At 64.2% G+C, this 26,190-nt stretch carries 27 protein-coding genes; 9 read left to right on the forward strand and 18 right to left on the reverse strand.

The window, feature by feature from the left end:
* From ftsY to AC07X4_RS07355, 5 genes are all read left to right on the forward strand, one after another.
* A partial coding sequence (gene ftsY, locus AC07X4_RS07335) for a signal recognition particle-docking protein FtsY (protein ID WP_494739682.1) occupies positions 1 to 1,094 on the forward strand: 1,094 nt, incomplete at its 5' end.
* Positions 1,095 to 1,211: 117 nt separating this feature from the next.
* Complete coding sequence (locus tag AC07X4_RS07340; RefSeq protein WP_494739683.1) at positions 1,212 to 3,860, forward strand: EAL domain-containing protein; 2,649 nt, start codon at positions 1,212 to 1,214, stop codon at positions 3,858 to 3,860.
* 133 nt (positions 3,861 to 3,993) lie between these two features.
* Positions 3,994 to 5,082: an SPM autocatalytic domain-containing protein gene (locus AC07X4_RS07345; RefSeq protein WP_494739684.1), complete on the forward strand. Its 1,089-nt coding sequence runs from the start codon at positions 3,994 to 3,996 to the stop codon at positions 5,080 to 5,082.
* Positions 5,083 to 5,269: 187 nt separating this feature from the next.
* Positions 5,270 to 6,211 carry an RNA polymerase sigma factor RpoH gene (rpoH, locus tag AC07X4_RS07350; RefSeq protein WP_056065967.1) on the forward strand — a complete coding sequence of 314 codons (942 nt, stop codon included), beginning with the start codon at positions 5,270 to 5,272 and terminating at the stop codon, positions 6,209 to 6,211.
* Between the two features lie 115 nt (positions 6,212 to 6,326).
* Complete coding sequence (locus AC07X4_RS07355) at positions 6,327 to 7,367, forward strand: Bug family tripartite tricarboxylate transporter substrate binding protein (RefSeq protein ID WP_108498682.1); 1,041 nt, start codon at positions 6,327 to 6,329, stop codon at positions 7,365 to 7,367.
* 92 nt (positions 7,368 to 7,459) lie between these two features.
* Here AC07X4_RS07355 and AC07X4_RS07360 read toward each other — a convergent pair whose 3' ends face one another.
* The 5 genes from AC07X4_RS07360 to AC07X4_RS07380 are packed head-to-tail and all read right to left on the reverse strand — an operon-like array spanning position 7,460 to position 11,645.
* Positions 7,460 to 8,074 carry an SCO family protein gene (locus tag AC07X4_RS07360; RefSeq protein ID WP_494739685.1) on the reverse strand — a complete coding sequence of 205 codons (615 nt, stop codon included), beginning with the start codon at positions 8,072 to 8,074 and terminating at the stop codon, positions 7,460 to 7,462.
* An 8-nt stretch (positions 8,075 to 8,082) separates the two neighbouring features.
* Positions 8,083 to 8,985, reverse strand: coding sequence for a heme o synthase (cyoE, locus tag AC07X4_RS07365; protein WP_056065972.1), 903 nt, complete (start codon positions 8,983 to 8,985; stop codon positions 8,083 to 8,085).
* Positions 8,982 to 10,163: a COX15/CtaA family protein gene (locus tag AC07X4_RS07370; protein ID WP_494739686.1), complete on the reverse strand. Its 1,182-nt coding sequence runs from the start codon at positions 10,161 to 10,163 to the stop codon at positions 8,982 to 8,984. The genes cyoE and AC07X4_RS07370 overlap by 4 nt, the downstream gene beginning before the upstream one ends.
* Positions 10,160 to 10,915 carry an SCO family protein gene (locus tag AC07X4_RS07375; RefSeq protein ID WP_494739687.1) on the reverse strand — a complete coding sequence of 252 codons (756 nt, stop codon included), beginning with the start codon at positions 10,913 to 10,915 and terminating at the stop codon, positions 10,160 to 10,162. The genes AC07X4_RS07370 and AC07X4_RS07375 overlap by 4 nt, the downstream gene beginning before the upstream one ends.
* On the reverse strand, positions 10,857 to 11,645 hold the full coding sequence (locus AC07X4_RS07380) for an SURF1 family protein (RefSeq protein ID WP_494739688.1): 789 nt from the start codon (positions 11,643 to 11,645) through the stop codon (positions 10,857 to 10,859). Before AC07X4_RS07380 ends, AC07X4_RS07375 begins: the two co-directional genes overlap by 59 nt.
* Positions 11,646 to 11,660: 15 nt before the next feature.
* Here AC07X4_RS07380 and AC07X4_RS07385 point away from each other — a divergent pair, with 15 nt between their 5' ends.
* Positions 11,661 to 11,882 carry a twin transmembrane helix small protein gene (locus tag AC07X4_RS07385; RefSeq protein ID WP_056746810.1) on the forward strand — a complete coding sequence of 74 codons (222 nt, stop codon included), beginning with the start codon at positions 11,661 to 11,663 and terminating at the stop codon, positions 11,880 to 11,882.
* Positions 11,883 to 12,005: 123 nt separating this feature from the next.
* On the opposite strand, the gene AC07X4_RS07390 is transcribed toward AC07X4_RS07385, so the two are convergent.
* The 8 genes from AC07X4_RS07390 to AC07X4_RS07425 all read right to left on the reverse strand — a co-directional run bounded on the left by AC07X4_RS07390 (position 12,006) and on the right by AC07X4_RS07425 (position 18,374).
* Entirely contained in the window at positions 12,006 to 12,887 is an 882-nt protein-coding gene (locus tag AC07X4_RS07390) for a cytochrome c oxidase subunit 3 (protein WP_056065990.1), read from the reverse strand.
* A 65-nt stretch (positions 12,888 to 12,952) separates the two neighbouring features.
* Complete coding sequence (locus tag AC07X4_RS07395; RefSeq protein WP_056065993.1) at positions 12,953 to 13,180, reverse strand: DUF2970 domain-containing protein; 228 nt, start codon at positions 13,178 to 13,180, stop codon at positions 12,953 to 12,955.
* Positions 13,177 to 13,812, reverse strand: coding sequence for a cytochrome c oxidase assembly protein (locus tag AC07X4_RS07400; protein ID WP_494739689.1), 636 nt, complete (start codon positions 13,810 to 13,812; stop codon positions 13,177 to 13,179). The genes AC07X4_RS07395 and AC07X4_RS07400 overlap by 4 nt, the downstream gene beginning before the upstream one ends.
* 17 nt (positions 13,813 to 13,829) lie before the next feature.
* Positions 13,830 to 13,940, reverse strand: coding sequence for a cytochrome oxidase small assembly protein (locus tag AC07X4_RS07405; RefSeq protein WP_225581085.1), 111 nt, complete (start codon positions 13,938 to 13,940; stop codon positions 13,830 to 13,832).
* Between the two features lie 11 nt (positions 13,941 to 13,951).
* Complete coding sequence (gene ctaD / locus AC07X4_RS07410; protein ID WP_056066001.1) at positions 13,952 to 15,583, reverse strand: cytochrome c oxidase subunit I; 1,632 nt, start codon at positions 15,581 to 15,583, stop codon at positions 13,952 to 13,954.
* A 30-nt stretch (positions 15,584 to 15,613) separates the two neighbouring features.
* Positions 15,614 to 16,783, reverse strand: a complete 1,170-nt coding sequence (gene coxB, locus AC07X4_RS07415; RefSeq protein ID WP_056746812.1) for a cytochrome c oxidase subunit II — start codon at positions 16,781 to 16,783, stop codon at positions 15,614 to 15,616.
* A gap of 59 nt (positions 16,784 to 16,842) precedes the next feature.
* Positions 16,843 to 17,319 carry a DUF2244 domain-containing protein gene (locus tag AC07X4_RS07420; protein ID WP_056066007.1) on the reverse strand — a complete coding sequence of 159 codons (477 nt, stop codon included), beginning with the start codon at positions 17,317 to 17,319 and terminating at the stop codon, positions 16,843 to 16,845.
* Between the two features lie 152 nt (positions 17,320 to 17,471).
* The gene (locus AC07X4_RS07425; protein WP_494739690.1) at positions 17,472 to 18,374 is read right to left on the reverse strand and encodes a methyltransferase domain-containing protein; all 903 of its coding nucleotides are present in this window, start codon (positions 18,372 to 18,374) and stop codon (positions 17,472 to 17,474) included.
* A gap of 35 nt (positions 18,375 to 18,409) precedes the next feature.
* Between AC07X4_RS07425 and AC07X4_RS07430 the strand changes: the two genes are divergently transcribed.
* The gene (locus AC07X4_RS07430) at positions 18,410 to 19,132 is read left to right on the forward strand and encodes a phosphoribosyltransferase family protein (protein ID WP_494739691.1); all 723 of its coding nucleotides are present in this window, start codon (positions 18,410 to 18,412) and stop codon (positions 19,130 to 19,132) included.
* A 116-nt stretch (positions 19,133 to 19,248) separates the two neighbouring features.
* Positions 19,249 to 19,776: a tRNA (cytidine(34)-2'-O)-methyltransferase gene (locus tag AC07X4_RS07435; RefSeq protein ID WP_056066014.1), complete on the forward strand. Its 528-nt coding sequence runs from the start codon at positions 19,249 to 19,251 to the stop codon at positions 19,774 to 19,776.
* Here AC07X4_RS07435 and AC07X4_RS07440 read toward each other — a convergent pair.
* From AC07X4_RS07440 to AC07X4_RS07455, 4 genes are all read right to left on the reverse strand, one after another.
* Positions 19,769 to 20,710, reverse strand: a complete 942-nt coding sequence (locus AC07X4_RS07440) for a LysR family transcriptional regulator (RefSeq protein ID WP_121942124.1) — start codon at positions 20,708 to 20,710, stop codon at positions 19,769 to 19,771. The genes AC07X4_RS07435 and AC07X4_RS07440 overlap by 8 nt on opposite strands.
* A gap of 32 nt (positions 20,711 to 20,742) precedes the next feature.
* Positions 20,743 to 21,207 (reverse strand): MaoC family dehydratase, encoded by a 465-nt coding sequence (locus AC07X4_RS07445; RefSeq protein ID WP_015015512.1) that lies wholly within the window; start codon positions 21,205 to 21,207, stop codon positions 20,743 to 20,745.
* 96 nt (positions 21,208 to 21,303) lie between these two features.
* Complete coding sequence (locus AC07X4_RS07450; protein ID WP_015015513.1) at positions 21,304 to 21,921, reverse strand: nucleotide-binding protein; 618 nt, start codon at positions 21,919 to 21,921, stop codon at positions 21,304 to 21,306.
* Between the two features lie 129 nt (positions 21,922 to 22,050).
* Positions 22,051 to 22,689: a LysE family translocator gene (locus tag AC07X4_RS07455; protein ID WP_494739692.1), complete on the reverse strand. Its 639-nt coding sequence runs from the start codon at positions 22,687 to 22,689 to the stop codon at positions 22,051 to 22,053.
* A gap of 257 nt (positions 22,690 to 22,946) precedes the next feature.
* Between AC07X4_RS07455 and kefC the strand changes: the two genes are divergently transcribed.
* Positions 22,947 to 24,857, forward strand: a complete 1,911-nt coding sequence (gene kefC, locus AC07X4_RS07460) for a glutathione-regulated potassium-efflux system protein KefC (protein WP_494739693.1) — start codon at positions 22,947 to 22,949, stop codon at positions 24,855 to 24,857.
* A gap of 215 nt (positions 24,858 to 25,072) precedes the next feature.
* Here the strand turns inward: kefC and AC07X4_RS07465 are convergent, their stop codons facing one another.
* Positions 25,073 to 25,780, reverse strand: coding sequence for a YgdI/YgdR family lipoprotein (locus AC07X4_RS07465; RefSeq protein WP_494739694.1), 708 nt, complete (start codon positions 25,778 to 25,780; stop codon positions 25,073 to 25,075).
* Positions 25,781 to 26,190: the final 410 nt, after the last annotated feature.

The following is a 26,190-nucleotide window of genomic DNA, read 5'->3' on the forward strand; positions in this document are numbered from 1 at the left end:
CACCGCCCCCTGCAGCACCGGCAGCCACGGCGCCCGCCGCTGCTCCGGTGGTTACAAGCCCTGCATTGCCCCCCGTGGCGCCCCCGATTTCCGTTGCTGCACCTGCGCCGGTTGCACCACCCACGCCCGCCACACCACCGGCTGCGCCAGTGGCAGCATCTGCAACCTCGGCTGCGCCCACTGCCCCGGCGCCTGAGCGCAAAGGCTGGCTGGACCGCCTCAAGGCGGGCCTGCGCAAGACCGGCAGCAGCATTGCCACCGTCTTCACCGGCACGCAGATTGACGACGCGCTGTATGAGGAGCTGGAAGAGGCCCTGCTGATGGCCGACACCGGCGTGAAAGCCACCACACACCTGCTGACGGACCTCAAGCGCCGCGTGAAGGACAGCAAGACCACCGACCCTGCGGCAGTCAAGGGCCTGCTGGCCGACGCGCTGGCCGACCTGCTGCGCCCGCTCGAAAAAGCCCTGGTGATTGGCGAGCACACCCCCACCGTGATCATGGTGGCTGGCGTGAACGGCGCGGGCAAGACCACCTCCATCGGCAAGCTCACCAAGCACCTGGCGGGTGAAGGCGCCGCCGTGCTGCTGGCCGCCGCCGACACCTTCCGCGCCGCTGCCCGCGAGCAGCTGGGCGTGTGGGCCGACCGCAACACGGTCGAGATCGTGAGCCAGGAAGGCGGCGACCCTGCCGCCGTGAGCTTTGATGCCGTAACCGCCGGCAAGGCGCGCGGCAAGGATGTGGTGCTGGTGGACACCGCCGGCCGCCTGCCCACACAGCTGCACCTGATGGAGGAGCTGAAAAAGATCCGCCGCGTGGTCACCAAGGCCGACGCCACGGCCCCGCACGAGGTGCTGCTGGTGATCGACGGCAACACCGGCCAGAACGCGCTGGCCCAGGTGCGTGCGTTTGACGATGCGCTGCAGCTCACCGGCCTGATCGTCACCAAACTGGACGGCACGGCCAAGGGCGGCGTGCTGGCCGCCATCGCGCAGGAACGCCCCATCCCGGTGTATTTCATCGGTGTGGGCGAAAAGCTCGAAGACCTGGAAACCTTCAATGCCCGCGAATTTGCCCAGGCCTTGCTGAGCTGAGCCTCACGATCTGCGTTCAACCATGGTGTGAAATGGCCCCATCCGGGGCCATTTACACGTTTACGGATCGCAGCGTTTCCTCCATCATGGGTTTCCCCTTGGAAAGCACGGAGGCCCATGTTCATTGAGCTGGTCAAAGGCGTTGCGCTGCTGCTGGCGCTGTGCTTTCTGCATGGGTTCAACATCCGGGTCTGGCGCCAGCACCCGTGGGTGGGCCAGGTTTTTTCGGGGCTGATCTTCGGCGGGATCTGCGTGGTGGGCATGCTCACCCCAGTGGTGCTGATGCCGGGCGTGATCTTTGACGCGCGCTCGGTGGTGCTGAGCATGGCCGGCCTGTTTGGCGGCCCACTGGTGGCGGGCATTGCGGCGCTGATGGCGGCCACCGGGCGCCTGTGGCTGGGGGGCGCGGGTGCCGAGGTGGGGCTGATGGTGATCGCGCTGTGCACGGCCATGGGGCTGGTGTACCGCGAGGGCCGCGCCCGGGGGCGGCTGGGGGTGGAGCCCGTCCCCCTCGCGCTGTTCGGGCTGCTGCTGCACACGGCGGTGATCGCACTGTTTCAGCTGCTGCCCGCCGAGGCCGTGCAGCGCATCAACCAGACGCTGGCCCTGCCCTATCTGCTGACCTTCACCCCCGCCACGGTGGTTCTGGGCCTGCTGCTGCACGATGTGGAGCAACGCATGGCCACCGAGCGTGCACTCACTGGCACGGCAGCCCGCCTGCATGCCATCACGCAGGCCATCCCCGATGTGCTGCTGGTGCTGGATGCCCAGGGCCGGTATGTCGAGGTGCTGTCCCCCAACGACTCCGCCCTGGTGGCCAGCGCCCCCGTGCTGGTGGGCCAGCGGCTGCACGATGTGCTGCCCGCCGAGCAGGCCGAACGGTTCATGCAGCTCATCCGGGACACGCTGCAGTCTGGCCAGACCCACAGCGTGGAGTATGAAATGCAGACCTTGTCCGGGCTGCGCCAGTTTGAGGGGCGCACCCAGCCCCTGGGCGTGCAGGTGGGCGGCCAGGCGGCTGTGGTGTTTCTGGCCCGAGACATCACCAAGCGCAAGCAGGCAGAAAGTGCTTTGCGAGAGTCCGAGCTGCGCTTTCGCTCGCTGCTGCGCAATATTCCGTCCATCTCAGTGCAGGGCTACCTGCAGGACGGCACCACCAGCTACTGGAACCAGGCGTCCGAACAACTGTACGGCTACACGGCCGAAGAAGCCCTGGGCGGCAACCTGCTCGACCTCATCATCCCGCCGCCCATGCGCGACGATGTGCGGGCGCACATGCAGCACATGTTCGCCACCGGCGAGGTGATCCCGGCGGGCGAGCTGCAACTGCAGCGCAAGGACGGCACGCCGGTGCATGTGTTCTCCAGCCACGCCTACATCCAGGTGCCGGGCCACCCGCCCGAGATGTTCTGCATCGACATCGACATCTCGGGCCGCAAGGCCGCCGAGGACGAGGCACGCTACCTGGCGTTCTACGACGCACTCACGCAACTGCCCAACCGCCGCCTGCTGGTGGACCGACTGCAGCAGGTGCTGGTCAACGGTGCGCGCTCGGGCCTCACCACGGCCGTGCTGTTTGTGGACCTGGACAACTTCAAGACCCTGAACGACACCCGGGGCCACGAGGTGGGCGACCTGCTGCTCAAGGACGTTGCCCAGCGCCTGCGCAGCTGTGTGCGCGAGCAGGACACCGTGGCCCGCCTCGGAGGTGACGAGTTTGTGGTGGTGCTGCAGAACCTGAGCAGTGACGCCCCCGAGGCCGCCGCGCAGGCGCGCACGCTGGGCGAGCTGATCCTGGCGCAATTGCGCCAGCCCTACGAGCTGGCGGGGCACGAACACCACTTCACCGCCAGCATCGGCGTGACCCTGCTCAATCACCAGCGCGACTCGGTGGACGAGGTGCTCAAGCAGGCCGACATGGCCATGTACCGTGCCAAGGACGCCGGGCGCAACACACTGCGCTTTTTTGACCCCGACATGCAGCAGGCCGTGAACCGCCGCGCCCGGCTGGAAACCGAGCTGCACAACGGCCTGCGGCGCGCGCAGTTCCTGCTGCTGTACCAGCCGCAGGTGGACAGCCAGGGGCGCGTGACCGGCGCAGAGGCCCTGGTGCGCTGGCAGCATCCGGTCCAGGGCATGGTGCCGCCGTCGGAGTTCATTCCGCTGGCGGAAGAATCGGGCCTCATCCTGCCACTGGGGCACTGGGTCATGGAAACCGCCCTGCGCCAGCAGGCCCGCTGGCAACAAGACCCGCAGTTTGCGCAGCTGAGCCTTGCCATCAACGTGAGCGCACGCCAGTTTCTGCAAGACGACTTTGTGGCCCAGGTGCTGGCGCTGGTGCAGCAGACCGGCGCCAACCCCGCGCAGATCAAACTGGAGCTGACCGAAAGCCTGCTGCTGGACAACGTGGACAGCGTGATCGCCACCATGCGCGCCCTCAAGGCCCATGGCCTGGGGTTTTCGCTGGACGACTTTGGCACGGGCTACTCGTCGCTCAGCTACCTCAAGCGCCTGCCACTGGACCAGATCAAGATCGACCAGGGCTTTGTGCGCGACGTGCTGCTGGACGCCAGCGACGCGGCCATCGCCCGCTCCATCATCGCGCTGGCAGGCAGCCTGGGCCTGTCCGTGATCGCCGAGGGGGTGGAGACCACCGCCCACTACCAATTTCTTTTGGCCCATGGCTGCCAGGCTTTTCAGGGCTACCTGTTTGGCCGCCCGCTGACGCTCGAAGACTTTGAAAGCCGGGTGCGGCAAGAGGTGTAGCTGGGGGGCGGAGACTGCCACCACGCCAGCCATCGGGTACCCGGCGAAAGGAAACAAGAAAAAGGGCAAGGCAACATTCAAGTTCTCTTTCCATGGCGTCGATATCTCTGTGTGGAAGCCCTGGAGGTGTCCCATGAAGATTGAATCGTCCGCCCTGCAGATGCAGGCCCAGCACGTTGCCAGCCGCGTGCACACCCAAAGCAGCCGCTTTGAAGCCTGGGTCGGCGAGCGCCGCCCCACCAGCGCCCCTGGCCTTACCCGAGCGAGCCCGGCCGTGCAAATTTCCAGCGCTGCACGCGTGGCCCGCGCCGCCCAGGAGGCCATCGACCCCACCCATGCCGCAGATGCCGCGCCCGGCAGCAGCCCCAGCGACGGCCTGACACCCCAGCTCGCCATGATCCGCGACCTGATTGCCCGCATGACGGGCGTGCAGGTGCGGGTGTACACCGGCCAGACGGATCCCGCACTCTCCCCACCCGCCAGCCGCCCCGCGACAACGCCGACCGCCGATGCAGGCCGTCCCCGTGCCGGGTGGGGCCTGCTGGTGGAGCAGCGCGAAGTGGTCGTAGAAACCGAAAGCACCCAGTTTGCCGCCCAGGGCATCGTGCGCACCGCCGACGGGCGGGAAATCCGCTTCAGCCTGCAGCTGGATATGCAGCGCAGCTACCGCCAGGAATCATCGTTCAGCCTGCGCCTGGGCGACGCTGTGGCGGTAGACCCGCTGGTCATCAACTTCGACGGCTCGGCCGCGCAGTTGCAGGACCTGCGCTTTGCGTTCGACCTGGACAGCGACGGCCAGACCGACAATGTGCCCCTGCTCTCAGGCAACCGGGGCTACCTGGCCCTGGACCTGAACCACAACAGCCGCATCGACAACGGCCGGGAGCTGTTCGGCCCCGGCACCGGCAACGGCTTTGCCGAACTGGCCGCCTATGACAGCGACGGCAACGGCTGGATTGACGAGGCGGACCCGGTCTTTCAGCAGCTGCAGGTGTGGACTCCATCGGCGGATGGCGCCGAGGGCGCCGAGGGCGCCGGCAGCCTGCGCACCTTGGCCGACGTGGGCGTGGGCGTGGGCGCACTCTCCACCAACGCCGTCGCCACCCCTTTTGCCCTGCGCGCCGCCGACAACGCCAGCCTGGGCACCGTGCGCTCCACCAGCGCCTACCTGCGGGAAAACGGCAGCGTGGGCACAGTGCAGCAGGTGGATCTGACCGTCTGACGGTATTGCAGCGCCAGCCCGTTACTATAATTTTTATAGCTTCACAGGCATGAAACACTAGCGCTTGATGGCAATTTAACTTAAAAAAAGTCCAACGGTATCAATGAGCAACCCGACGGGAACTCCGGGCTTAGCACTCAATCAGAGAGAGTGCTAATATCATGGCTTAGAGGAAAGGATTCCCGGAATGAACATTCAATCTGGAACCGCGACGATGTCTCTGGCGCCCGCCAATCCCTGGGCGCTGGTGCCCCCCTTGGGCAATCTGGACGCCTACATTTCGGCCGTCAACCGCCTGCCGCTGCTCACGCACGAAGAAGAGCAGACCTACGCACGCCAGCTCAAGGACAACAACGATCTGGACGCCGCCGGCCGGCTGGTGATGTCGCACCTGCGCCTCGTGGTTTCGATTGCACGCCAGTACCTGGGCTACGGACTGCCCCATGGCGACCTGATCCAGGAAGGCAATGTGGGCCTGATGAAGGCCGTCAAGCGCTTCGACCCCGACCAGGGCGTACGCCTGGTGAGCTACGCCATGCACTGGATCAAGGCCGAGATCCACGAATACATCCTGAAGAACTGGCGCATGGTCAAGGTGGCGACCACCAAAGCGCAGCGCAAGCTGTTCTTCAACCTGCGCTCCATGAAGCAGGGCTTCAAGGCCGATGCCTCAGCCGCCGATGCCGCCACGCACCGCGACACCCTGTCGGACCATGAGATCGACGCCGTGGCCGCGCAGCTCAATGTGAAGCGCGAAGAAGTCATCGAAATGGAAACCCGCATGGCGGGTGGCGACGTATTGCTGGACCCGGCCCCCGCCGACGATGGCGAGCAGGCGTTTGGCCCCATTGCCTACCTGGCCGATGCATCGCACGAGCCCACGGCCATGATCGAGTCGCGCCAACGTGACGCCCTGGCTACCGACGGCATTGCCAACGCACTGGCCAGCCTGGACGACCGCAGCCGCCGCATCGTGGAAGAGCGCTGGCTCAAGGTCAATGACGACGGCAGCGGCGGCATGACGCTGCACGACCTGGCGGCGGTGTACGGCGTGAGCGCCGAGCGCATTCGCCAGATCGAAGTGGCTGCCATGAAGAAGATGAAAAAGGCCCTGGCCGAATACGCCTGACCGGTCCGGGCAGCGGGGTTAATATCCCCTGCTGCAGAAGTTGCCTCGCGGGGCCCCAGTTCTGGGGCCCCGCGTCGTTTGGGCCCCCGAATATTCTTCAAGGAGATTGCACCCCATGCCCTCACGTCCCGCCTTTCCTGGCCGTGTTTCCCGCCGTGCTTCGCTGTTGATCGCGCTGGCTGCCGCATCCCCCTGGGCCCTGGCGCAAAGCGCCGGCAAGGCTGCTGCCACTGCGCCCGCGCCGCTGGCCTGGCCCACCAAGCCGCTGAAGATCATCGTGGGCTTTCCTGCGGGCTCGTCGCCGGACCTGACGGCACGCACGTTCTCGGAGCCCCTGTCCAAGGCCCTGGGCCAGCCCGTGATTGTGGACAACAAGGTGGGCGCAGGCGGCAACATTGGCGCCGACGCAGTGGCCAAGGCCCGTGACGATCACACCATCGGGCTGATGATCAACGGCAACATGACGATTGCCAAGCTGCTGAACCCGGCGGTTCCGTATGACCCGATCAAGGACCTGGCACCGCTGAGCCTGATCGGCACCTCACCGCTGATTCTGACTGCACCCGTCAACCAGCCCGGCGTGGCCGCCAACAGCAGTGCCCGCGACTTCTTCGTGGCAGCACGCAATGGTGGTGACAAGTGGAGCTACGGCACGCCAGGCGTGGGCACGGTGGGCCACATCGGCACCGAGCTGCTCAAGGCGCGCAGCAACATCAACCCCGTGCATGTGCCCTACCCTGGCTATCCGCAGGTGGCCAACGCGATGCTGGGCGGCCAGCTGCAGATGGCGCTGCTGCCCCCGGCGCTGGCGCAGGCCCAGGTGCGTGCGGGCAAGCTGCGCGCGATCGGAGTGACCTCCTCCGGGCGCAGCCCGCTGGCACCTGAGGTGCCGAGCTTGGCCGAGGCAGGCATCAGCAACTTCAACCTGGAAATCTGGAACGCCTTCGCAGCGCCTTCCACCATGCCCAAGCCCATCCAGGCCAAGCTGGCCGCTCTGATCAGCGAGATCGCCCGCAGCGAAGACGTGCGCAGCAAACTATTTCAGCAGGGGTGGCAGACGGTGGGATCGTCTCCCGAAGGCCTGGCCAACCGCATAAAGGCCGACACCAATCTGCTGGGCGGCGTGATTGCGATGCGGGGCATCAAGGCCGAATAAGGCCCGAGAGCACCAGAGCTAGTGCGGGGCCGCGCAGTGCCTCGCATAACGGCGGCCTGGCACAGGCCCCGGGTCACTCAGGGGCTGGGGGCTCAGCCCCCGGCCTCGGCCAACAACACCTTCACATCGGCCGCCAGGGCCTGTGCGCCGCTGCCATAGCGGTTGTAGACCCGCAGGCGCCCTGAGGGGTCGTACACGTAGCTACCTGCAGAGTGGTCCATGGTGTAGCTGGTGGGCGTCTTGCCATCGACTTTCTTGTAATAGATCTTGAAGTCCTTGGCGACGGCGGCCAGCTGCTCGGGTGTGCCGTACAGCGCCAAGAAGCTCGGGTCGAAGTTGGCCATGTAGGCCTTGAGCACTTCGGGCGTGTCGCGCTCCGGGTCCACCGTTACAAAAATGCCCTGCAGACGGCCTGCGTCCTTGCCCAGCATCTGCTTGACCTCGGCCAGCTCCTGCATCGACGTGGGACACACGTCGGGGCACTGGGTGTAGCCGAAGAACACCACCACCACTTTGCCGGCAAAGTCCTTGATGTGGCGTGGCTGGCCGTTGTGGTCGGTCAGTGGAATGTCGCGGGCGTACTCAGCGCCGGTGACGTCCACGCCGCGGAATTCGGCCTTTTTCTCGGAACACGCACTCAGGAGGCCTGTAGCGCATATGGATATTGCACCAGCCGCTATCAATTGAAGAGCTTTTCGTTTCTGCATGGAGATCATCACAGCACATAGTGGTCCACTAGCAGTGCAGCAAACAGCACGCTCAGGTGGATAAGGGAGAAGCGGAAGGTCTTGCGGGCCAGAGCGTCCGAATAATTGCGCCACAGCGCGAACGCGTACCCGCAGAAACCCAGACTGAGGAGCACGGCGGCAACCAGATAAATCCAGGAACTCATGCCGTAGATGAAAGGCATCATGCACCCGGCCAGCAGGATCAGCGTGTACAAGAACACCTGCAACCGCGTGAACTCGTTGCCGTGCGTGACCGGCAGCATGGGCAGGCCAGACTTGCGGTAGTCCTCCACCCGGTACAAGGCCAACGCCCAGAAATGCGGTGGCGTCCACAAAAAGATGATGAGGAAGAGGATAAGCGCCTCGGGCCCTACATCGTTGGTCATGGCCGCCCAACCCAGCACCGGTGGCATGGCCCCCGAGGCGCCGCCAATGACGATGTTCTGGGGCGTCAAGGGCTTGAGGATCACGGTGTAGACCACCGCGTAACCCACAAAGGTGGCAAAGGTGAGCCACATGGTCAGCGGGTTGATCCAGACATACAGCAGCAGGGAGCCGGCGGCACAGAGTACGGCCGAGAACAGCAGGGTCTGCGCGTTGGACAGCTCGCCCTTGGCCGTGGGCCGCCAGGCGGTGCGCTTCATTTTGGCGTCAATGCCTTGCTCGACGATGCAATTGAACGCGGCTGCAGCACCAGCCACCAGCCACACGCCCAGGCAGGCCAGCGCCATGTGGCCCAGTTGCGCAGCGTTGGGCAGGCCGGGCACAGCCAGCACCATGCCGATCAGCGCACAAAAGACGATGAGCTGCACCACGCGGGGCTTGGTCAGCGCATAAAACTGCTGGAACCGCGAGGGCGGCGCAGCAACGGCGGAGGGGGCAACACTCATGCAGATACTCTCGATGCGCCCGTGGGCGCGGAAAACTCTCGGGGCGCGGGCGCTGCGCGGCTGGACACCAGGGCCCAAGTCAACACCACCACCAAAGCTGCGGCACCGCCGGTATGCAGCACCGCCGCCACCAGCGGCCAGTCCAGCACCACGTTGGACAAACCCGTCACCAGTTGCAGCAAGGCCAGCCCGCCGATCCACCGCGCCTGCGTGGGCAACACGCCACTGCGATGAAAGCGCCAGGCCACCAGGCCCAGCGCCAGTAGCACCACATAGGCCATCAGGCGGTGCACGTAGTGAATGGCGGTGAGCGCTGCAAAGCTGATGTGGCTGCCGTCTTGCAACAGGCCCAGCTTGCGCCAGATCTGGAAGCCTTGCGCAAAGTCCATGGCTGGCCACCAGCTGCCCTGGCAGGTGGGGAAGGTAGTGCATGCCAGCACCGCGTAGTTGGTGCTGACCCAGCCACCCAGCACCACCTGCAGGGCCAGCAGCAGCGCGGTCACCACCAGCCCCCAGCGCAGCGCGGGGGACAGGGCCGCCGGTGAGCGCCCCTGGGCACTGTGGGTGTGTCGTACCGCCTGCACACACAACAGGGCCAGCAGCACCAGGCCACCGATCAGGTGGAGGGTGACGATGGCGGGAAAGAGCTTCATGGTCACCGTGAGCGCGCCAAACGCACCCTGCAGGCACACCCACAACAAGGTCACCGTAGGCCACCAGGGACTGAGCGGAGGCGCCTGCCCGCCATCGCGCTGGGCGCGCCGCAGCTGCACCCAGGAGGAGACAGTGATGACGATGATCAGCACCCCCACCCCCGTGGCGAGGTAACGGTGGATCATCTCGATCCAGGCCTTGCCGTGGGTCACCGGGCCGGTGGGCATGGCCTGCTGGGCGGCTGATATCTCGGCGCGGGCGCCCACCGGGCTGGCACTGCCATAGCAGCCGGGCCAGTCGGGACAACCGAGGCCCGAGTCGGTCAGGCGCGTGAAAGCGCCAAACAGCACCAGATCAAACGTGAGGAACAGCGTGAGCACCGTGAGCGCCTGCAGGCGCCGCATGGGAGAGCTGCGGCGGTTACGCGCCCACACCCAGACCAGCGGCCCCAGGGCGATCACCAGGCCGAGCAGCATCAGCTCGAGCACTGGAGCCAGGTCGTAAATCGGTTGGGTATCGGTCATGGCTTGACCGGCCGCCCCGGCTCATCCCACGAAGAAGAAGCGCGCAGCAGACGCTCCAGATCACGCTTGGCCTTAGCGGCGCCACCGGTGTCCATGGCGGCCGGAAAACGCATCATCCAGTTGCCCATCGGGTCCACCACATAGAGGTGGTCCGCCAGCTGCTGGCCCGGGGCAGGCTCCAGCCAGGCCTTGAGCGCGCCCGGGTCCACCCGCAACACGGTGGCCTGTTGCAGGGCGGGAGTGAGGGCGGCCGGAGGCAAAGCGTTGTCGTTGATCAGCCAGACCCAGTCCACACGGTCCTTTTCCTTGCCCAGGCTCTCGCGCAGCTGGCGCTGCAGGTACAGGTGCTTCTGGCAGGCCGGATCACAGTCGCCCCCCGCCACGCTCACCAGCAACCATTGGCCTTTGAGGGCCTCCAGCCGGGCGGCCCCACCATCGAGCGTGGAGGCCGTGAGCGCAGGCACTGTGCGCTGGGGATTGATCAACTCCCCGTAATTGCGCCGCCCCTCCGGACGGATCACGTAGTAAGTGAAGTACGAGGCAACCACCGGCGCCGCGCAGATCAGCAGCACGCCCAGCATCTTCCAGCGCCCATGGCGCGCACGCTGCACGGTGGCGACCGCATCCCCCGCCTCGGGCAAGGTGTGCACGGTCAGCCCCAGCGGGTGCTCTGCACGGGCGCCCGCCTGTGAATCAGGCGGCAGGCTGGCTGCGCGGGCGAATGAACCGTCGGACGATTTGGAACCAGACATAAAGGAGTGCTATCAGGCCGCAGAGCCCGAACCATTGAAATGCGTAACCGTAGTGTTTTTCGACGCCTGCGCCGACCACAGGCCAGTCGCGTTGCAGGCCATCGCCCGCGTCGCCTGCCGGACCTGTCTGCAACACCGTAAGGGGGGAGAGCGCCAGACCGGTTTCGGTACGGAACGCTGCCAAGTCGAGATTTTGCCGGATGCGGGAAGACCCCTGTGCGCTATTGCCCCCTTGGAACTCATACAGCCGCGAGGGCGCCAGGACCACGCGGCCTTGAACGCGCACCTCGGTATCAGCCGGCGTGGTCACGGAAGGCAGCTGGGTGCGGTCCTGAAAATTGCGCCCCACCCATCCGCGCTGCACCAGCACCACCCCAACACCCCCGCCAGAAAGCTGGAGTGGCGTGAGCACAAAAAACCCAGGGCGCCCCTGCATCTGCCGATTGTCCAGATATACCGTGTGCTCAGGCCACCAGCGCCCCTGCAGCACCACAGCACGGTGTACGAGGGCCTGTTGCGCCTCGGGTGTCTGGTTAGTCAGGTCTGTCAGCGTGCGTCCATCAATGGCCGGCAAGGTGGCGCGCGCATCCAGCATCGCCTGCAGTGATTCTTTCTGGGCGGCTCGCGACAATTGCCAGCGCCCTAAAGAGGCGGTGACCAGCATGCCCACCACCGCAGCCAGGGTAATGAGCCAAAAACGCAGGTCCACAGGACGACGAAGGGGGGTCACAGGATAATGCGCTCCATGAAATACCTCGTAGTGCTGGCGTTCCTCGCCATTTTGGCCAGCCTGGCATCGGCCCTGTTCTTCATGATGCGCAATGGGCGCGACGACAAGAGCAAGGGCAACCACATGGCCAAGGCGCTGGCGGTGCGTGTGGGGCTGTCCATCGTGCTGTTTTTGTGCATTCTGCTGGCCTGGCAGCTGGGATACATCCAGCCCACCGGGCTGCCCGCCACCCGTTGACCCAGGGGCTTGATCCGCCAACCGGAGAACCTGAGCCCATCAAAGGCCACCACTGGCCAGCACGCAGAGGGTGGAACAAAAAAAGCGCCGCGAGGCGCTTTTTTGATGGCTTCGGGGTCTGACTTACATCCAGTAGACCAGCACGTACAGGCCCAGCCACACCACGTCCACAAAGTGCCAGTACCAGGCAGCCCCTTCAAAGCCAAAGTGCTTGTCGGCCGTGAAGTGGCCTTTTTGCAAGCGCAGCGTGATCACCAGCAGCATCAGCATACCCAGGAACACGTGGAAGCCGTGGAACCCGGTAAGCATGAAGAACGTGGAGCCGAACACACCCGAGCTGAGCTTGAGGTTCAGGTCGGTGTACAGGTGGTAGTACTCATAACCTTGCACCAGCAGGAACACGAAACCCAGCAGCACCGTGGCCCACATGAAGCCGATGGTCTTGCCACGCTGGTTTTCACGCAGGGCGTGGTGGGCAATGGTCAGCGTCACGCCGGAGGTCAGCAGCAGCGCTGTGTTGATCGTGGGCAGCCAGAAGGGGCCCACCGTCTGGAAGGGCTCGATGATGCCGGCCGGCGAAGCGGTGGCGCCAGCGGCGAGGCTGGGCCAGACGGCCTTGAAATCGGGCCAGAGCAGCGCATTGTCCAGGCTGCCCAAAGCAGGCACCGAGTGGGAGCGTGCCCACCACAGGGCTGTGAAGAACGCGCCGAAGAACATCACCTCGGAGAAGATGAACCAGCTCATGCTCCAGCGGTACGACAGATCGATCTTGTGACCGTACAGGCCACCTTCGCTCTCACGCACTGCGTCGCCGAACCACTGGTACAGCGTGAACAGCCACCACACCAGCCCCACGGCCAGAGAATATTTACCCCAGTCGTGGCCATTGATCCACTGGCCTGCGCCGAGGATCACAAAGAACAGACCGGCCGCGGCCATCACCGGGTGGCGGGACTCGGCGGGCACATAGTAGTACGGGGTTCCGCCGTGGGTTGATGCACTCATTTCAGCTCCTGATTCTCAAAATCTTTGTTTTCAGTATTTGTTCGCACGAACCAGCCAACACACACTCACACAATCCAGTTCACCAGCCCGATCAGACCAATGACGAGCAAGAAAACCGCGATCAATCCCACCACGATGATGTGAATCGGATTGAGCTTTTCGACATCTTGCTGGTACTCGCTGCCTTTGCGCAAGCCAATCAGCGACCATGCCACTGCACGCACTGTGCGCAGCAACGAGCCCTTGCGTTGCGAGGGCTTGACGTCTGCCGATGGCTCCAGGGGCGCACTCATGACCCGGCTCCTTGCATGCCTGCAGAGCTGGGCGCGGGCAGCACCACCGCCGCCGTCGATTCGGGAGCTGCCGGTGTCTTGCCGCCCACCTCGAAGAAGGTGTACGACAGCGTGATCGTGGTGACGTCTTTGGACAATTTCGGATCAATCACGAACGCCACGGGCCAGGTTTTCTTTTCACCCGGCTCCAGGGTGTACTGATTGAAGCAAAAACATTCCAGCTTGTTGAAATGCGCAGCGGCCTGCCGGGGCGCGTAACTGGGGATGGCCTGAGCGGCCATGCGACGGTTCTGCACGTTCTGGAACTCGTACATCACCGTCGTCAGTTCACCAGGGTGCACCTGCACAGAACGCTGCGCTGGCTTGAAGTCCCAGGGACCACGCGAGTTCGCGTCGAACTCCACGGTGATGGTGCGCGCCTTGTCCACCTGGGTGTTGGCGGGTACGCGTACATCCTTGCCAGCCACACCGTTGCCAGGCACCTGCCGCTCGGACAGCGACAGGATGTTGATGCCCGTCATCTCGCAGATGTGCTTGTAGATCGGGATCAGCACGTAGCCGAAGGCGAACATGCCGGCCGCAATCACGACCAGCTTGCCGACCATCTTGGCGTTTTCGCGGTGCAGGCTCATGGGGTGGGCCAGTGGCTTCAGCGGGACAGCAACACCACCTTGACCATGAACCCGACAAAGAACACCACCGCCACGGACGCCAGAATCAGCGCCAGCCGCAGGTTGCTCTTTTTTTGCTCGGGGGTCATGGACATGGTGTTCAGCCAATCACGCGGGTTGCAGTGGCGTCCAGTTTGGGAGGATTCTCAAACGTGTGGAAAGGCGCGGGGGAAGGAACTTCCCACTCCAGGCCCTCGGCACCGTCCCATGGCTTGGCGGGGGCCTTGGCGCCGTTGCCACGCATGGCAGGCACAACGACCGCCAGGAAGAAGTACACCTGCATCAGACCGAAGCCAAACGCACCCACCGAGGCAATCGCGTTGAAGTCAGCAAACTGCATGGGGTAGTCGGCATAACGACGGGGCATGCCAGCCAGGCCCAGGAAGTGCATCGGGAAGAAGGTGATGTTGAAGGTGATCAGCGAACCCCAGAAATGGATCTGGCCACGGGTTTCGGAATACATCACGCCGGTCCACTTGGGCAGCCAGTAGTACACGCCAGCAAACATGGAGAACAACGAACCTGCCACCAGCACGTAGTGGAAGTGGGCCACCACGTAGTAGGTGTCCTGCAGCTGGATGTCGATGGGCGCCATGGCCAGGATCAGGCCGGTGAAACCGCCCATGGTGAACACGAAGATGAAGCCCACGGCAAAAAGCATGGGGGTTTCAAACGTCATAGAGCCGCGCCACATCGTGGCGATCCAGTTGAAGATCTTCACGGCCGTGGGCACGGAGATCAACATCGTGGCGTACATGAAGAACAGCTGGCCAGTCACAGGCATGCCGGTCGTGAACATGTGGTGGGCCCACACGATGAACGACAGGATCGCGATGGACGAGGTGGCGTACACCATGGAGGCATAGCCAAACAGCTTCTTGCGGCTGAACGCGGGCACGATCTGGCTGATGATGCCGAAGGCCGGCAAGATCATGATGTACACCTCGGGGTGCCCGAAGAACCAGAAGATGTGCTGGTACATCACCGGGTCACCACCACCGGCGGGGTTGAAGAAGCTGGTGCCGAAGTGGCGGTCCGTCAGCGTCATGGTGATGGCACCGGCCAGCACAGGCATCACAGCGATCAGCAGGTAAGCGGTGATGAGCCAAGTCCAGGCGAACATGGGCATCTTCATCAGCGTCATGCCGGGGGCGCGCATGTTCAGGATGGTCACGATGATGTTGATCGAGCCCATGATGGACGAGGCACCCAGGATGTGCATCGCGAAAATGCCGGCATCCATGGAAGGGCCCATCTGCAGCGTCAGCGGTGCGTACAGCGTCCAGCCCGCAGCGGGAGCGCCACCGGGCATGAAGAACGAGCTGACCAGCATCAACGCGGCAGGAATCATCAGCCAGAAGCTGAAGTTGTTCATGCGCGCAAAGGCCATGTCGGACGCGCCGATCTGGAGCGGGATCATCCAGTTCGCAAAGCCCACGAAGGCCGGCATGATCGCGCCGAACACCATGATGAGGCCGTGCATGGTGGTGAGCTGGTTGAACAGCTCGGGGTTCACCAGTTGCAGGCCGGGCTGGAACAGCTCGGCGCGGATCAGCAGGGCCAGGATGCCACCGACCATCAGCATGGTAAACGAGAACAGCAGGTACAGCGTACCGATGTCTTTGTGGTTGGTGGCAAACACCCAGCGGCGCCAGCCGGTGGGGCCATGGTGGTCGTGGCCGTCGTGTGCGTGGTCGCCAGCGTGCCCGTGGTTGTCGAGTACTGCGCTCATGGTGAATTCCTCAATACGATGGGGCGATGATTACTTGCCACGCTGGGCCACAACTTCAGCTGGCTGCACCAGCTGGCCGGTCTTGTTGGACCAGTTGTTCTTGGTATAGGTGACCACGGCGGCGATGTCGGTGTCGCTCAGCTGTGCCCATGCAGGCATGGCGCCGTTGTTCTGACCCTTGAGCAGCACCTGGATCTGCTTTGCATGATCGGCATCCAGCACCACGGCAGCGCCATCGAGTGGCTTGATGGGGCCAGCGCCCTTGCCATTGGCCTGGTGGCAGGCAGCACAGTTGGCCGCATACACCTTCTCGCCGCGCTTTAGGATGTCGTCCAGTGCCCACACCTTCGTGGGGTCGTCCAGCTTGGCTGCGGCCTTCTTCTTTTGTTCGGCCACCCAGGCGGTGTAGTCCTCGGCGGACACGACCTTCACGTGGATGGGCATGTAGGCGTGCTCCTTGCCGCACAGCTCGGCGCACTGGCCGTAGTAGTCGCCGATCTTCTCGGCGCGGAACCAAGTGTCACGCACGAAACCAGGGATCGCGTCCTGCTTGATGCCGAAGGCAGGCACCATGAAGGCGTGGATCACGTCGTTGGCCGTAGTGATGATGCGGATCTTCTTGTTGACCGGCACCACCATGGGGTTGTCCACCTTGAGCAGGTAGTTGGCGGGGGCGTCCTTGACGTTGCCGCTGTCGGACATCACGCGGTGGCTGCTGTCCAGCGTGGAGATAAACGCCAGGCCTTCGCCTTCGCCCGTGATGTAGTCATAACCCCACTTCCACTGGTAGCCCGTGGTCTTGATAGTGAGGTCGGCGTTGGTGGTGTCCTTCTGGGCCACCAGCACCTTGGTGGCGGGCAAGGCCATCAGGATCACGATGATGAAAGGAACAATGGTCCACACCACTTCAACCGTCACCGACTCGTGGAAGTTGGCAGCCTTCGCGCCTTTGGAGCGGCGATGCTTCCAGATCGAGTAGAACATCACGGAGAACACTGCAACAAAGATCACCGTGCAGATGATCAGCATCATCCAGTGCAGAAAGTGCTGCTCTTCTGCGATCTTAGTGACGGGCGGCGCCAGGTTCAGCTGGTTGACTGCAGGGCCGCCAGGCAGGTCCTGAACGGCATGGGCTGCGGAGCCCACCCATGCACCGGCAATCAGCAGCAGAGAAGCCAGCTTGTTGGAAATGCTCTTCATAGTTCTCACTTACTTCTAAGCCTCAATTTAACCAATCCCTTTCGCGCGCCTGCGTGGGGTCAGGCAGCGCGCAAGGCCATGCGGATCTCCGATGCCAAGGCCGGTCGGAGCTCTGGGCGCACATAGCGCCCCACCTCCACCGAACGGCCCTGCGCAGACAGCGTGATCAGCGAATGGTCTCCCGTCTTGGGCTCTACGCGAACCCGGCTCCGGTCAAACTCCGCGCGCTCCAGCCTGCCTGCTGTCTCCAGCTCCACCACAAGGCGTGAGCCCTGCAATGAAATCCTCTCGCCATCCGCCGCATGGCGACCGTACATGGCGAATGCAATCCCTACTGCCACGATTTCGAGCCAGGCGAAGGGCATCACCAGGTGGGCGCCGAGCATCCAGAAGAATGTCGCGATCCCCAGGGACACCACACACAGCGACAGGTACATCCAGCCCAATTGCGTCGGCGTGACCGAACAATTGCGAACCAGACGCCAGTCAATGCGCTGACCCGACACCGTGGCAAAACGAAAAACCAAGCCCGTCACCGTGAGTGCTCACAAGACTGCCGGCTGCAGCACACGTTGCGCCTTGGGCACAACAGGCACAGCCTGCCAAATTGCGCGGGAAGATGCCCGAAATCTCAATAACCAAGAATTGTAGCGTGCCTTGTTCCAAGTCATTGACACGCCGTTACAGGTTAGTTCTCAGTGCCGCCCTTGCGCAACATGGCACGCATGTCCTGCAGCGACACCGCGCTGCTGGAACTGACGCGCACCCGGGGTGCAGGCTTGAAGGCATGGCCATAGATGATTTCAAAAGTCAGTGCCAACTGACCATTCTGGCCCGGATCGGCCAGACGCTCAGACAGCACTTGGTAGAGCTTGTCGCGCCAGCGCCGTCCGCGCAATGAGGGAAAGCGATCAGGGTGCAAATTGACACCCAGCTCGCGCAGCTCCTGAACCAACCGCTCGGGCGTGGCAAATGTGAGCGTGATGCGCTCCATGTCCATGACCGGCTCTGCAAAACCTGCGTGCACCAGCATGTCGCCCCAGTCGTGCATGTCGGTAAAGGCATGGCCCGCAGGCGGCCAGCCCAAGACGGCGTACACGCCATGAAGTTCGCGCAGCGTGTCCGGTCCGAGACACGAGAACATCAGATAACCGTCCACCGCCAGGGCGCGATGCCAGCGGCCAATCAGGTCTTGCGGGTCGGCCGCCATGTGCAGCGCCATGTTGGACCACAACATCTGCACACTGGCATCGGCCGGAGGCCCCATTTGCAGGGCCCCAGCACCCCAGCGGGCGGGGTTCCACCAGGGCTTGGCCAATGCCTGCCTCGCAACGGGTTCGCAATGCGCGCTGGTTTCGTACACCTGGCAGCGCGCCTGCGGGTAGCGAGCACTCACCAGGGCATGCGCCTGCAGACCGCCACGCACTGGGTCCCAGTGGCACCAAGACTCTGGGGCCTGGCGAATCCACTGCAGTCGGTCCTCCATGCGGCGCGCCACTTCTTCGTGCAGCCAGGGGGATGCAGCCGGGGCTGCGGCATGCCAGCGGGCGGCGGCAACAGGATCAATGGTGGGGGGACGCTCGGAGGACATGGGCGGTGCAGAAGGACGCGCGAGTATATTGATTCATGCTCTTTTTGGGTTTGCCAGGGATTTCACGCCGCCTCCACGCCTGGGCGGACAAAGTGCCCAGCCAGTGCGCCGTGTGCCACGCATGGCCATCGCAGCGTGTCTGCAGCGCCTGCGTGATGCGGTTCGCCCAGCCCGCCACGCGTTGCCGGCGATGTGCACTTCGGGTGCCCGCAGGGGTTGACGTTTGCGGCGCCTGCCTGCAGAACCCGCCCAGCTTCGACGCCTGCATTGCCGCCGTGGACTACGCCTACCCCTGGACCGACGCCCTGACGCAGTTCAAGTTTCGCGGCGATCCGGGGTGGGCCAGGGCCTTGGTCACCCTCATGCGCAGCACGCCCTGGATGGAGCCGGCGCTGGACGCGGCCGACCGGGTACTGGCGGTGCCCCTGTCCACCGAGCGCCTGCGCGAGCGGGGCTTCAACCAGGCGGCCCTGCTGGCGAGGCAGCTGGCTGGTGCCAAGGCAGACTGCCACACACTGTTGCGCCTGCACGCCACCGAGGCACAAAGCGGCCTGCCCAGGGCGCAGCGGCTGCGCAACCTGCGTGGCGCCTTCGCCGTTGAACCCGCCCACGCAGCCAGCCTGCGCGGCCAGCGGGTGGTACTGATCGACGACGTGATGACCACGGGCGCCACCCTGCATGCTGCTACGTTGGCACTGCGCGAGGCGGGTGTCGCGCACGTCACAGCCGCTGTGCTGTCGCGCACGGAGCTGGACTGAAAAGCACCAGACAGGTAGCGAACAGGAACCGAGGAGGTAGCGCACACCTACCAAAGGGATACTTTTGATTACGAGCGGTTGCTCAACTCACAGGTCCAACGATGACAATGGCGGTCATGTTCCATATCGTCCTCGTCGAACCCGAGATCCCGCCCAACACCGGTAATGTGATTCGCCTGGCGGCCAACACCGGGTGTTCGCTGCATCTGATCGAGCCTCTGGGGTTCTCGATGGAAGACCGCCAGATGCGGCGGGCAGGGCTGGATTACCACGAATACGCCAGCGTGCAGGTCCATGCGGGCTGGACGGCCTTTCTGCGAGACACCCAGCCGGACCCGACCCGCATGTTTGCGATGACCACGCATGGCTCACAACCCGTGCACTCCACGTGCTTCCTGCCCGGCGACTGGATGGTGTTTGGCGCTGAAACGCGGGGACTCCCCCCCGAGTTGCGCGAAAGCTTCCCCCCGGCGCAGCGCCTGCGCCTGCCCATGGTGCCGGGTCAGCGCAGCCTCAATTTGTCCAACGCGGTGGCGGTGACCGTGTTCGAGGCCTGGCGCCAGAACAGCTTTGCCATGCCCGACGGGCAGGTCATGGTCGAGCCCGAAGGCACGATCATCAGCGGGTTCGCGCAGCTCAACTGAGCTGGCCGGACTTTTCCGCCATGGCACGGGGCACATGTTCGGTCAGGAAGTCCAGAAACACCCGCGTGCGCGCGGGCAGCATGCGGCCCGAGGGCAGCGCCGCATAGATCGTGTAGCGCGAAAAGATCCAGCCGGGCAGGATGTGGACCAGTTCGCCGCGGGCCAGGTGCTCCTCGGCCAGCAGGCGCGACGTGACAGCCACGCCCGCCCCGTCCACAGCGGCACGCATCAGCAGCTCGGTGCTGACGGACTGCAACACCGCCGGTGCGTCCACTTCTTCATCCGGCACGTCTGCCCGCAGCGACTGCAGACGCAGCTTGCGGCCGGGCCCCGACTGCAGGCGCACAGGCGCGCTCGAGTCGCGCAGATAGTCATGGTGCACCAGGTCTTGCGGCTCACGCGGAATGCCCCGGCGCTCCAGGTAGTCGGGGGACGCCACCACAATCGCCTCCCCCTGCACCAGGGGGCGCGCGACGATGTTGGCGTCAAAGTCCTCGCCCGCAACCATGATGGTCACATCGAACTCATCCACACGGCTGGAGGCATAGGCGTCCATGCTGATGTCCAGCATGAGCTTGGGGTAGTAGGCATGCCACACCGCCACCATGGGTGCCAGAAAGTTGGTGGCGAGCACTGGTGCCGCCACGATGCGGATGGTGCCGCGCAGATCTCGCGTGCTGGCAGCGGCAGCGGCCTCGGCATCATCGATCTCGTGCAGGATGGCGCGCACCCGCTGCAGGTACGACTCCCCCGCGTCGGTGAGCGCCAGCTTGCGGGTGGTGCGCTGCAGCAGGCGCGTGCCCAGGTGCTGCTCCAGCTCGGCCACCATGCGGGTGACCACGGGGGGCGACATGTCCATGGCGCGGGCGGCGGCGGCAAAGCCGCCCTCCTCCACCACGCGCTCGAAAATTTTCATGGCTTGCAGGCGGTCCATGGTTCAGACCTCCTGCCCGCTGGTGGCCCGGCTCAGGCCGGGGCGCCGAAGTTGCGCGCCAGCGATTCGGCCACGCACACCGGCTTGTCGCTGCCCTCGCGCTCCACCGTCACCAGCCAGGTCATCTGCATGCCATCGGGCGCCACGGGCTCGGCAGCCTGCAGCGTGAGGCGCGCGCGCAAGCGGCTGCCCACCGGCACCGGCGCCGTGAAGCGCACCTTGTTGAGCCCGTAGTTCACGCCCATGCGTGCCCCCTCGATGGTGAGGCCCACTTCGAAGAACTTGGGAATCAGCGACAGCGTGAGAAACCCGTGCGCAATGGGTGCGCCAAACGGCCCAGCCTTGGCACGCTCCGGGTCCACGTGGATCCACTGGTGGTCGCCCGTGGCCTCGGCGAACAGGTTGACCTGTTCCTGCGTGATGGTGATCCAGTCGGTCACAGCGACCTCTTGACCTACGCAGGCGCTGACTTCGGAATAAGAGCGGAAGATTTTCATCGTTGCAATGTAGCCCCGCGCTCCGGCGCGCCTTGTCTGCCGGGTGACAGGTGTTTTCCCGGGGGAGTGGATGTACGTCGTGCTTCACGCTGTCCTTCAAGAATTGAGCCAAGTGCAGATCCCTTGCCACTGCTCCAGGTCGCGCGCAACGCGGCCAGGGGCCACGTCAAACAGCGTGAGTCCGTGCGCTGCCAGGTGGATGTAGTTTTGCGTGTCGCGCAGATAGCCCAGCACCGGAAACCCCAGGCTGTCCACAAAGTGGTGCAGCTGCTCGGCCGCCTTGGTGCGCGCATCCACCCGCATGCCGACGATGCCCACGGGCACCCCGGCGGCGTGGCGGTGCTCGGCCAGCTGGTCCAGAAAGGCCCGCGTGGCAAAGATGTCGAACACGCTGGGCTGCAGCGGCACGATGACCTTGTCGGCCAGCTTGAGCACGTCGTTCAGGCGCCAGCCGTGCAGGCCGGCAGGCGTGTCCAGCACCGCGTGCGTCGTGCCCTTGGGCGGGCGGCTGATCACGTCCGAGCTGGTGTCCCAGCTGCCGATGGGGCGTGCAGCGGGCGGGCGCAGGCCCAGCCATAGCCGGGCGGACTGCTGCCGGTCGGTGTCGCCCAGGATCACGGGATGCCCCTGGCTGGCAAAGTAGCCCGCGATGTTGGTGGACAGCGTGGACTTGCCCACGCCGCCCTTCGGGTTGGCGACAACAACTACTGGCATGACAAGCTCCTTGGAATCTGCAGGTCCATGAAAATACAAGCCAAATCAGCCTCAAGCGCAATATCTATATACGCTAGCAGCTATCAAATCAGAAGCACCCTCTGACACCCCAGCGGTGCCGCAGCCGCCTCAGGCGTGCTGACCGCCGCGCTTGACGAAGAACAGCCCCGCCCCCACCGCCATCAGCAAACCGCCGAACACGCGGTTCTGCGCCCGCACGGCCCGCGCACTGCGCATCAGACGGCGCAGGGCACTGGCCCCCGCAGCGTAGCCGTGCATGACCACCACGTCCACCGTCACGGTAGTGGCGGCCATCACCAGCAGCTGCGTCCACAGCGGGCGCGTGTCGGTCATGAACTGGGGCAACACGGCCACCATGAAGATGATGCCCTTGGGGTTGGTGGCGTTGGTCAGAAAGCCGGAGAGGCAGCGTTTTTGCCAAGTGCCCGCCGACTCGGTCTCATCCCCTTGCACCGGCGATTTGTCGCCAGCCCGCCACTGGCAGAAGCCCACATAGATCAGGTAACAAGCGCCCAGCACCTTGACGATGCTGAATGCCACCTCGGACGCCAGCAGCAGCGAGCCCACGCCCGCCCCGGCGATCAGCAAAATCAGCAGCAGCCCCAGCTGCAGGCCCAGGATGGTGGCGCCCGTCTTGCGCACACCGAACGACAGACCATGGCTCATCGACAACACAGCCCCCGAGCCCGGCGACACCGCAATCAGGCAAGACGCCGCAAAAAAAGCCAGCCAAGTCTGCAAATCCATGGGTCACCGTGCCTGTGTGCGAAGAAGGGCCCGCATCTTAGCAACGCGGGGCTCCATGCACCATGATCTGCATAAAAACAGGCTCAGGCGCTAGATAATCATGCCTTAATAGCTATCAAATAAATAGCGCCACAGATCCAACCCACGGCACCCAACCCAACGCCTTGCAGCGGTGCCAGAATCTGCCACACCCGCCCCGCTCCCCGGGGGCGCGGTGTTCTGCCTCCCCACGACGACCCCCAAGCGCACGCCCATCCATGGAACACGCCCCCACCTGGCTCACCTACGGTTTCCTGTACCTCACCGCTGCCGTGCTGGCCGTGCCCATTGCCAAGGCGCTGGGCCTGGGCGCCATCATTGGCTACCTGGCGGCGGGCATCGCCATCGGGCCCTGGGGCCTGGGGCTGGTCAGCAACGTACAGGACATCCTGCACTTTGCCGAGTTTGGCGTGGTGCTCATGCTGTTCCTGGTCGGGCTGGAACTGCAACCCAGCCGCCTGTGGGCGCTGCGCCGCCCCATCTTCGGCACCGGCACCGCCCAGGTGCTGGGCTGCGCGGCTGTGCTATTTGCGCTGGGTGCGCTGGCGGGCCTGCCCTGGCGCGTGAGCCTGGTGGGCGCTTTAGGCCTGGCGCTGTCGTCCACGGCGATTGCGCTGCAGGTGCTGGCCGAGCGCAACCTGATGCGCACCAGCAGCGGCCAGGCAGGTTTTTCGATCCTGCTGTTCCAGGACGTGGCCGCCATCCCCATCCTGGCCCTGCTGCCCGTGCTGGGCGCCGCCGCTGGCGAAGGCGCGGGCCACACGCCGGGCGAGATGGTGCTGGAGGTGCTGAAGATCGTCGGCGTGATCGCCGCCATCATCCTCGGCGGGCGCCTGCTGCTGCGCCCCGTGCTGCGCTGGATCGCCAAGAGCAACACCCCCGAGATCTTCACCGCTGCCGCGCTGCTGTTGGTGGTGGGCATCGCCTACCTGATGGTGCTGGTGGGCTTGTCGATGGCGCTGGGCGCCTTTCTCGCCGGCGTGCTCCTGGCCGACAGCGAATACCGCCGCGAGCTGGAGGCCGACATCGAGCCCTTCAAGGGCCTGCTGCTCGGGCTGTTCTTCATCGCCGTGGGCATGAGCATCGACTTCGGCGTGATCCTGCGCTCGCCCGGCCTCATGGCCGCCATCCTGGTCGGTTTTCTGGCGGCCAAGGCCGTGGTCATCTACGCCCTGGCCAAGGTGGTGGAGATTCCCTACCAGGAGCGCCCTGTCTTCACCCTGCTGCTGGCCCAGGGCGGCGAGTTTGCGTTTGTGGTGTTCCAGGCCGCGGCCGGCGCCAACGTGTTCCCGGCCGAGACTGCCTCGCTGCTGATCGGGGCCGTGGCGCTGTCGATGCTGATCAGCCCGCTGCTGCTGGTGCTGCTGGACCGCGTGCTGCTGCGCCGCTATGCCCAGCTCAAGACCGCCACGCCCCAGGCCGAGGAAATCTCCGAGCCGCAAGAGGCACCCATCATCATCGCGGGCTTCGGCCGCTATGGGCAGATCGTCTCGCGCGTGCTGCTGGCCCAGGGCATCCCCACCACCGTGCTGGACCACAGCGTGGACATGCTGGAAGTGGCGCGCACCTTCGGCTACCGCGTGTTCTACGGCGACGCCACGCGGCTCGACCTGCTGCGCATCGCCGGGGCCGAACATGCGCGCATCCTGGTGGTGGCCGTGGACGATGCCGAGCAGTCCCTGCAGATCGCCAAGCTGGCGCGCGAACACTTCCCGCACCTGCAGGTCGTGGCCCGCGCGCGCGATGTGACGCACTGGAACAAGCTGCGCGACCTGGGCGTGACGCTGGTCCAGCGTGAGCTGTTCGAGTCCAGCCTGCAAAGCGCCCACACCGTGCTGGAGCTGATGGGCCTGCCACCCGCGCAAGCCACCGCCATCACCCAGCGTTTTCGCACCCACAACATCGCCCTGGCCGACCGCATGTACCCGCACCACAAGGACCGCGCCAAGTTCATCGCCGTGGCGCGCGAAGGCCGCAACCAGTTTGCGGAACAGATGGCGCGTGAGCGGCAGGAGAGTGCGGCGCTGGGCGAGGAAAGTGGCGCGTATCCGGGGTATGGCGGCGTGGCAGACGGGGCTGACGGCGACACGGCCACCAGCTCCAGGGAGCTTGAAAAGAAAGGCCACTAACGGTTGCTTGCCCACCGCTGGTAGCTACGTAGTCGATAGCAAATCCGAAACTGGAGGGGTAGTGCCCCCGTCTTCACGAGACGCCGTGAACCGCACCATGGAGCTGCGCGCAAAACAGTTATCGCGTCACTTTGTTGACACGACCAGTCACGCGCCAGTATCTAGGCAAGGGCTCATGGCATCGCCCTGTGGCGATCCCGAAAAATGACCACGCTTCAGTGCAGCTCCCACCATTGCTGAGCCTTGGCTCGGTCAAATGCCGGAAGAATCGCCTTTTTGATCGGAGCACCTGCCAAAGCAGGAAACTTCGCGCGGAAGGCCGGCTCGTCGACATCGAACCTGTCGGTAATGGCGATATCGAATGTGCCACCGGAAGCACCGGCAACAGCTTGGTCGATCAAAGGAATCGACGGCCCGGCCTTGAATTCGTTGCCCTGGCGTTCTCGAACCGTCGCCGCGATGTGCCCCAGATAGAACACTCCGTTGCCGCTGACTTCAAGAGGGGAATGCATGGGCGCGAAGAACATGGCGTTGATGGGAAAAGAACTCGCCAAACTCGTGAGTCCCCGAATTTCATATTGCCCGGGATCCAGTGCCAGCCTCAACAGGTAACTGTTTCCAGACTCGGCTGAGCCGGCTTCTTGCCTGGCTTTTTCGTCCATCGTGAAGTTCAGGCGGTCAGCCGCTTCTTTCGCCCCTGGTTTCTCGACATGAACCACCAGTAGCTTTGGCTGATGGGAGGTTCGGTAGGAATTTTTGATCGTGGCGGTGAGGAGAAAGATGGGTTTGCTTTTTTCGGTCAGCCGCTCTGTATCGTCCTGAAACGCCATATTTGTCCGGGTGGCACATCCGCTGAGAACAAAAGCGAGCGTAAAAACTAAGAGCAACAGAAATCGATTTTTCATGGTTTGAGGTAGCGTCATGGAAAGATTCCCGCCACGGCCGCACGCACGGCTGGCAATGTAGCGGAGCGGCGAGCTTACGGTTTACGAACGCTGGAAATACCCGGAAGACAGCATTTTTTTCTGAGCGGCGAACCAATGCCCCTCTCTTGGGTCATTTCCCAGCGCCTGCTCAACGCCCCGACGGATGACCACCCGGGTGTCAAACCGTACAAAACGATCAAGGCATTCAGGCGCGCTGTTGGCGTTGGTGCACGAGCAGCAATCCTCTGGATCCAGCAGGCGGTTATCCCAAACCCTTGTGAAAAGAGCGGCGCAAAACCCAGCTGCCAAACGCTGGACACCAGTCCACTGAATTCGGAAAAGACTGACATATCGCAGTCCTCACATCGCGACTCAAAAGAACGATAATAATTCTCAATACAATTCAG

This window comes from Acidovorax sp. GW460-11-11-14-LB4 (assembly GCF_059423685.1).

What these genes read in the sequence shown, in the direction of transcription:
- ctaD (WP_056066001.1), bottom strand. Translation starts at nt 15,583, where the DNA reads ATGAGCGCAGTACTCGACAACCACGGGCACGCTGGCGACCACGCACAC.
- AC07X4_RS07425 (WP_494739690.1), bottom strand. Translation starts at nt 18,374, where the DNA reads ATGTCCTCCGAGCGTCCCCCCACCATTGATCCTGTTGCCGCCGCCCGC.
- AC07X4_RS07430 (WP_494739691.1), top strand. Translation starts at nt 18,410, where the DNA reads ATGCTCTTTTTGGGTTTGCCAGGGATTTCACGCCGCCTCCACGCCTGG.
- AC07X4_RS07435 (WP_056066014.1), top strand. Translation starts at nt 19,249, where the DNA reads ATGTTCCATATCGTCCTCGTCGAACCCGAGATCCCGCCCAACACCGGT.
- AC07X4_RS07465 (WP_494739694.1), bottom strand. Translation starts at nt 25,780, where the DNA reads ATGACGCTACCTCAAACCATGAAAAATCGATTTCTGTTGCTCTTAGTT.
- AC07X4_RS07360 (WP_494739685.1), bottom strand. Translation starts at nt 8,074, where the DNA reads ATGCAGAAACGAAAAGCTCTTCAATTGATAGCGGCTGGTGCAATATCC.
- AC07X4_RS07405 (WP_225581085.1), bottom strand. Translation starts at nt 13,940, where the DNA reads ATGACCCCCGAGCAAAAAAAGAGCAACCTGCGGCTGGCGCTGATTCTG.
- AC07X4_RS07400 (WP_494739689.1), bottom strand. Translation starts at nt 13,812, where the DNA reads ATGAGCCTGCACCGCGAAAACGCCAAGATGGTCGGCAAGCTGGTCGTG.
- AC07X4_RS07390 (WP_056065990.1), bottom strand. Translation starts at nt 12,887, where the DNA reads ATGAGTGCATCAACCCACGGCGGAACCCCGTACTACTATGTGCCCGCC.
- AC07X4_RS07455 (WP_494739692.1), bottom strand. Translation starts at nt 22,689, where the DNA reads ATGGATTTGCAGACTTGGCTGGCTTTTTTTGCGGCGTCTTGCCTGATT.
- AC07X4_RS07345 (WP_494739684.1), top strand. Translation starts at nt 3,994, where the DNA reads ATGAAGATTGAATCGTCCGCCCTGCAGATGCAGGCCCAGCACGTTGCC.
- AC07X4_RS07370 (WP_494739686.1), bottom strand. Translation starts at nt 10,163, where the DNA reads ATGACCGATACCCAACCGATTTACGACCTGGCTCCAGTGCTCGAGCTG.
- AC07X4_RS07385 (WP_056746810.1), top strand. Translation starts at nt 11,661, where the DNA reads ATGAAATACCTCGTAGTGCTGGCGTTCCTCGCCATTTTGGCCAGCCTG.
- coxB (WP_056746812.1), bottom strand. Translation starts at nt 16,783, where the DNA reads ATGAAGAGCATTTCCAACAAGCTGGCTTCTCTGCTGCTGATTGCCGGT.
- AC07X4_RS07355 (WP_108498682.1), top strand. Translation starts at nt 6,327, where the DNA reads ATGCCCTCACGTCCCGCCTTTCCTGGCCGTGTTTCCCGCCGTGCTTCG.
- AC07X4_RS07445 (WP_015015512.1), bottom strand. Translation starts at nt 21,207, where the DNA reads ATGAAAATCTTCCGCTCTTATTCCGAAGTCAGCGCCTGCGTAGGTCAA.
- AC07X4_RS07395 (WP_056065993.1), bottom strand. Translation starts at nt 13,180, where the DNA reads ATGAGTGCGCCCCTGGAGCCATCGGCAGACGTCAAGCCCTCGCAACGC.
- rpoH (WP_056065967.1), top strand. Translation starts at nt 5,270, where the DNA reads ATGAACATTCAATCTGGAACCGCGACGATGTCTCTGGCGCCCGCCAAT.
- cyoE (WP_056065972.1), bottom strand. Translation starts at nt 8,985, where the DNA reads ATGAGTGTTGCCCCCTCCGCCGTTGCTGCGCCGCCCTCGCGGTTCCAG.
- AC07X4_RS07440 (WP_121942124.1), bottom strand. Translation starts at nt 20,710, where the DNA reads ATGGACCGCCTGCAAGCCATGAAAATTTTCGAGCGCGTGGTGGAGGAG.
- AC07X4_RS07450 (WP_015015513.1), bottom strand. Translation starts at nt 21,921, where the DNA reads ATGCCAGTAGTTGTTGTCGCCAACCCGAAGGGCGGCGTGGGCAAGTCC.
- AC07X4_RS07375 (WP_494739687.1), bottom strand. Translation starts at nt 10,915, where the DNA reads ATGTCTGGTTCCAAATCGTCCGACGGTTCATTCGCCCGCGCAGCCAGC.
- kefC (WP_494739693.1), top strand. Translation starts at nt 22,947, where the DNA reads ATGGAACACGCCCCCACCTGGCTCACCTACGGTTTCCTGTACCTCACC.
- AC07X4_RS07340 (WP_494739683.1), top strand. Translation starts at nt 1,212, where the DNA reads ATGTTCATTGAGCTGGTCAAAGGCGTTGCGCTGCTGCTGGCGCTGTGC.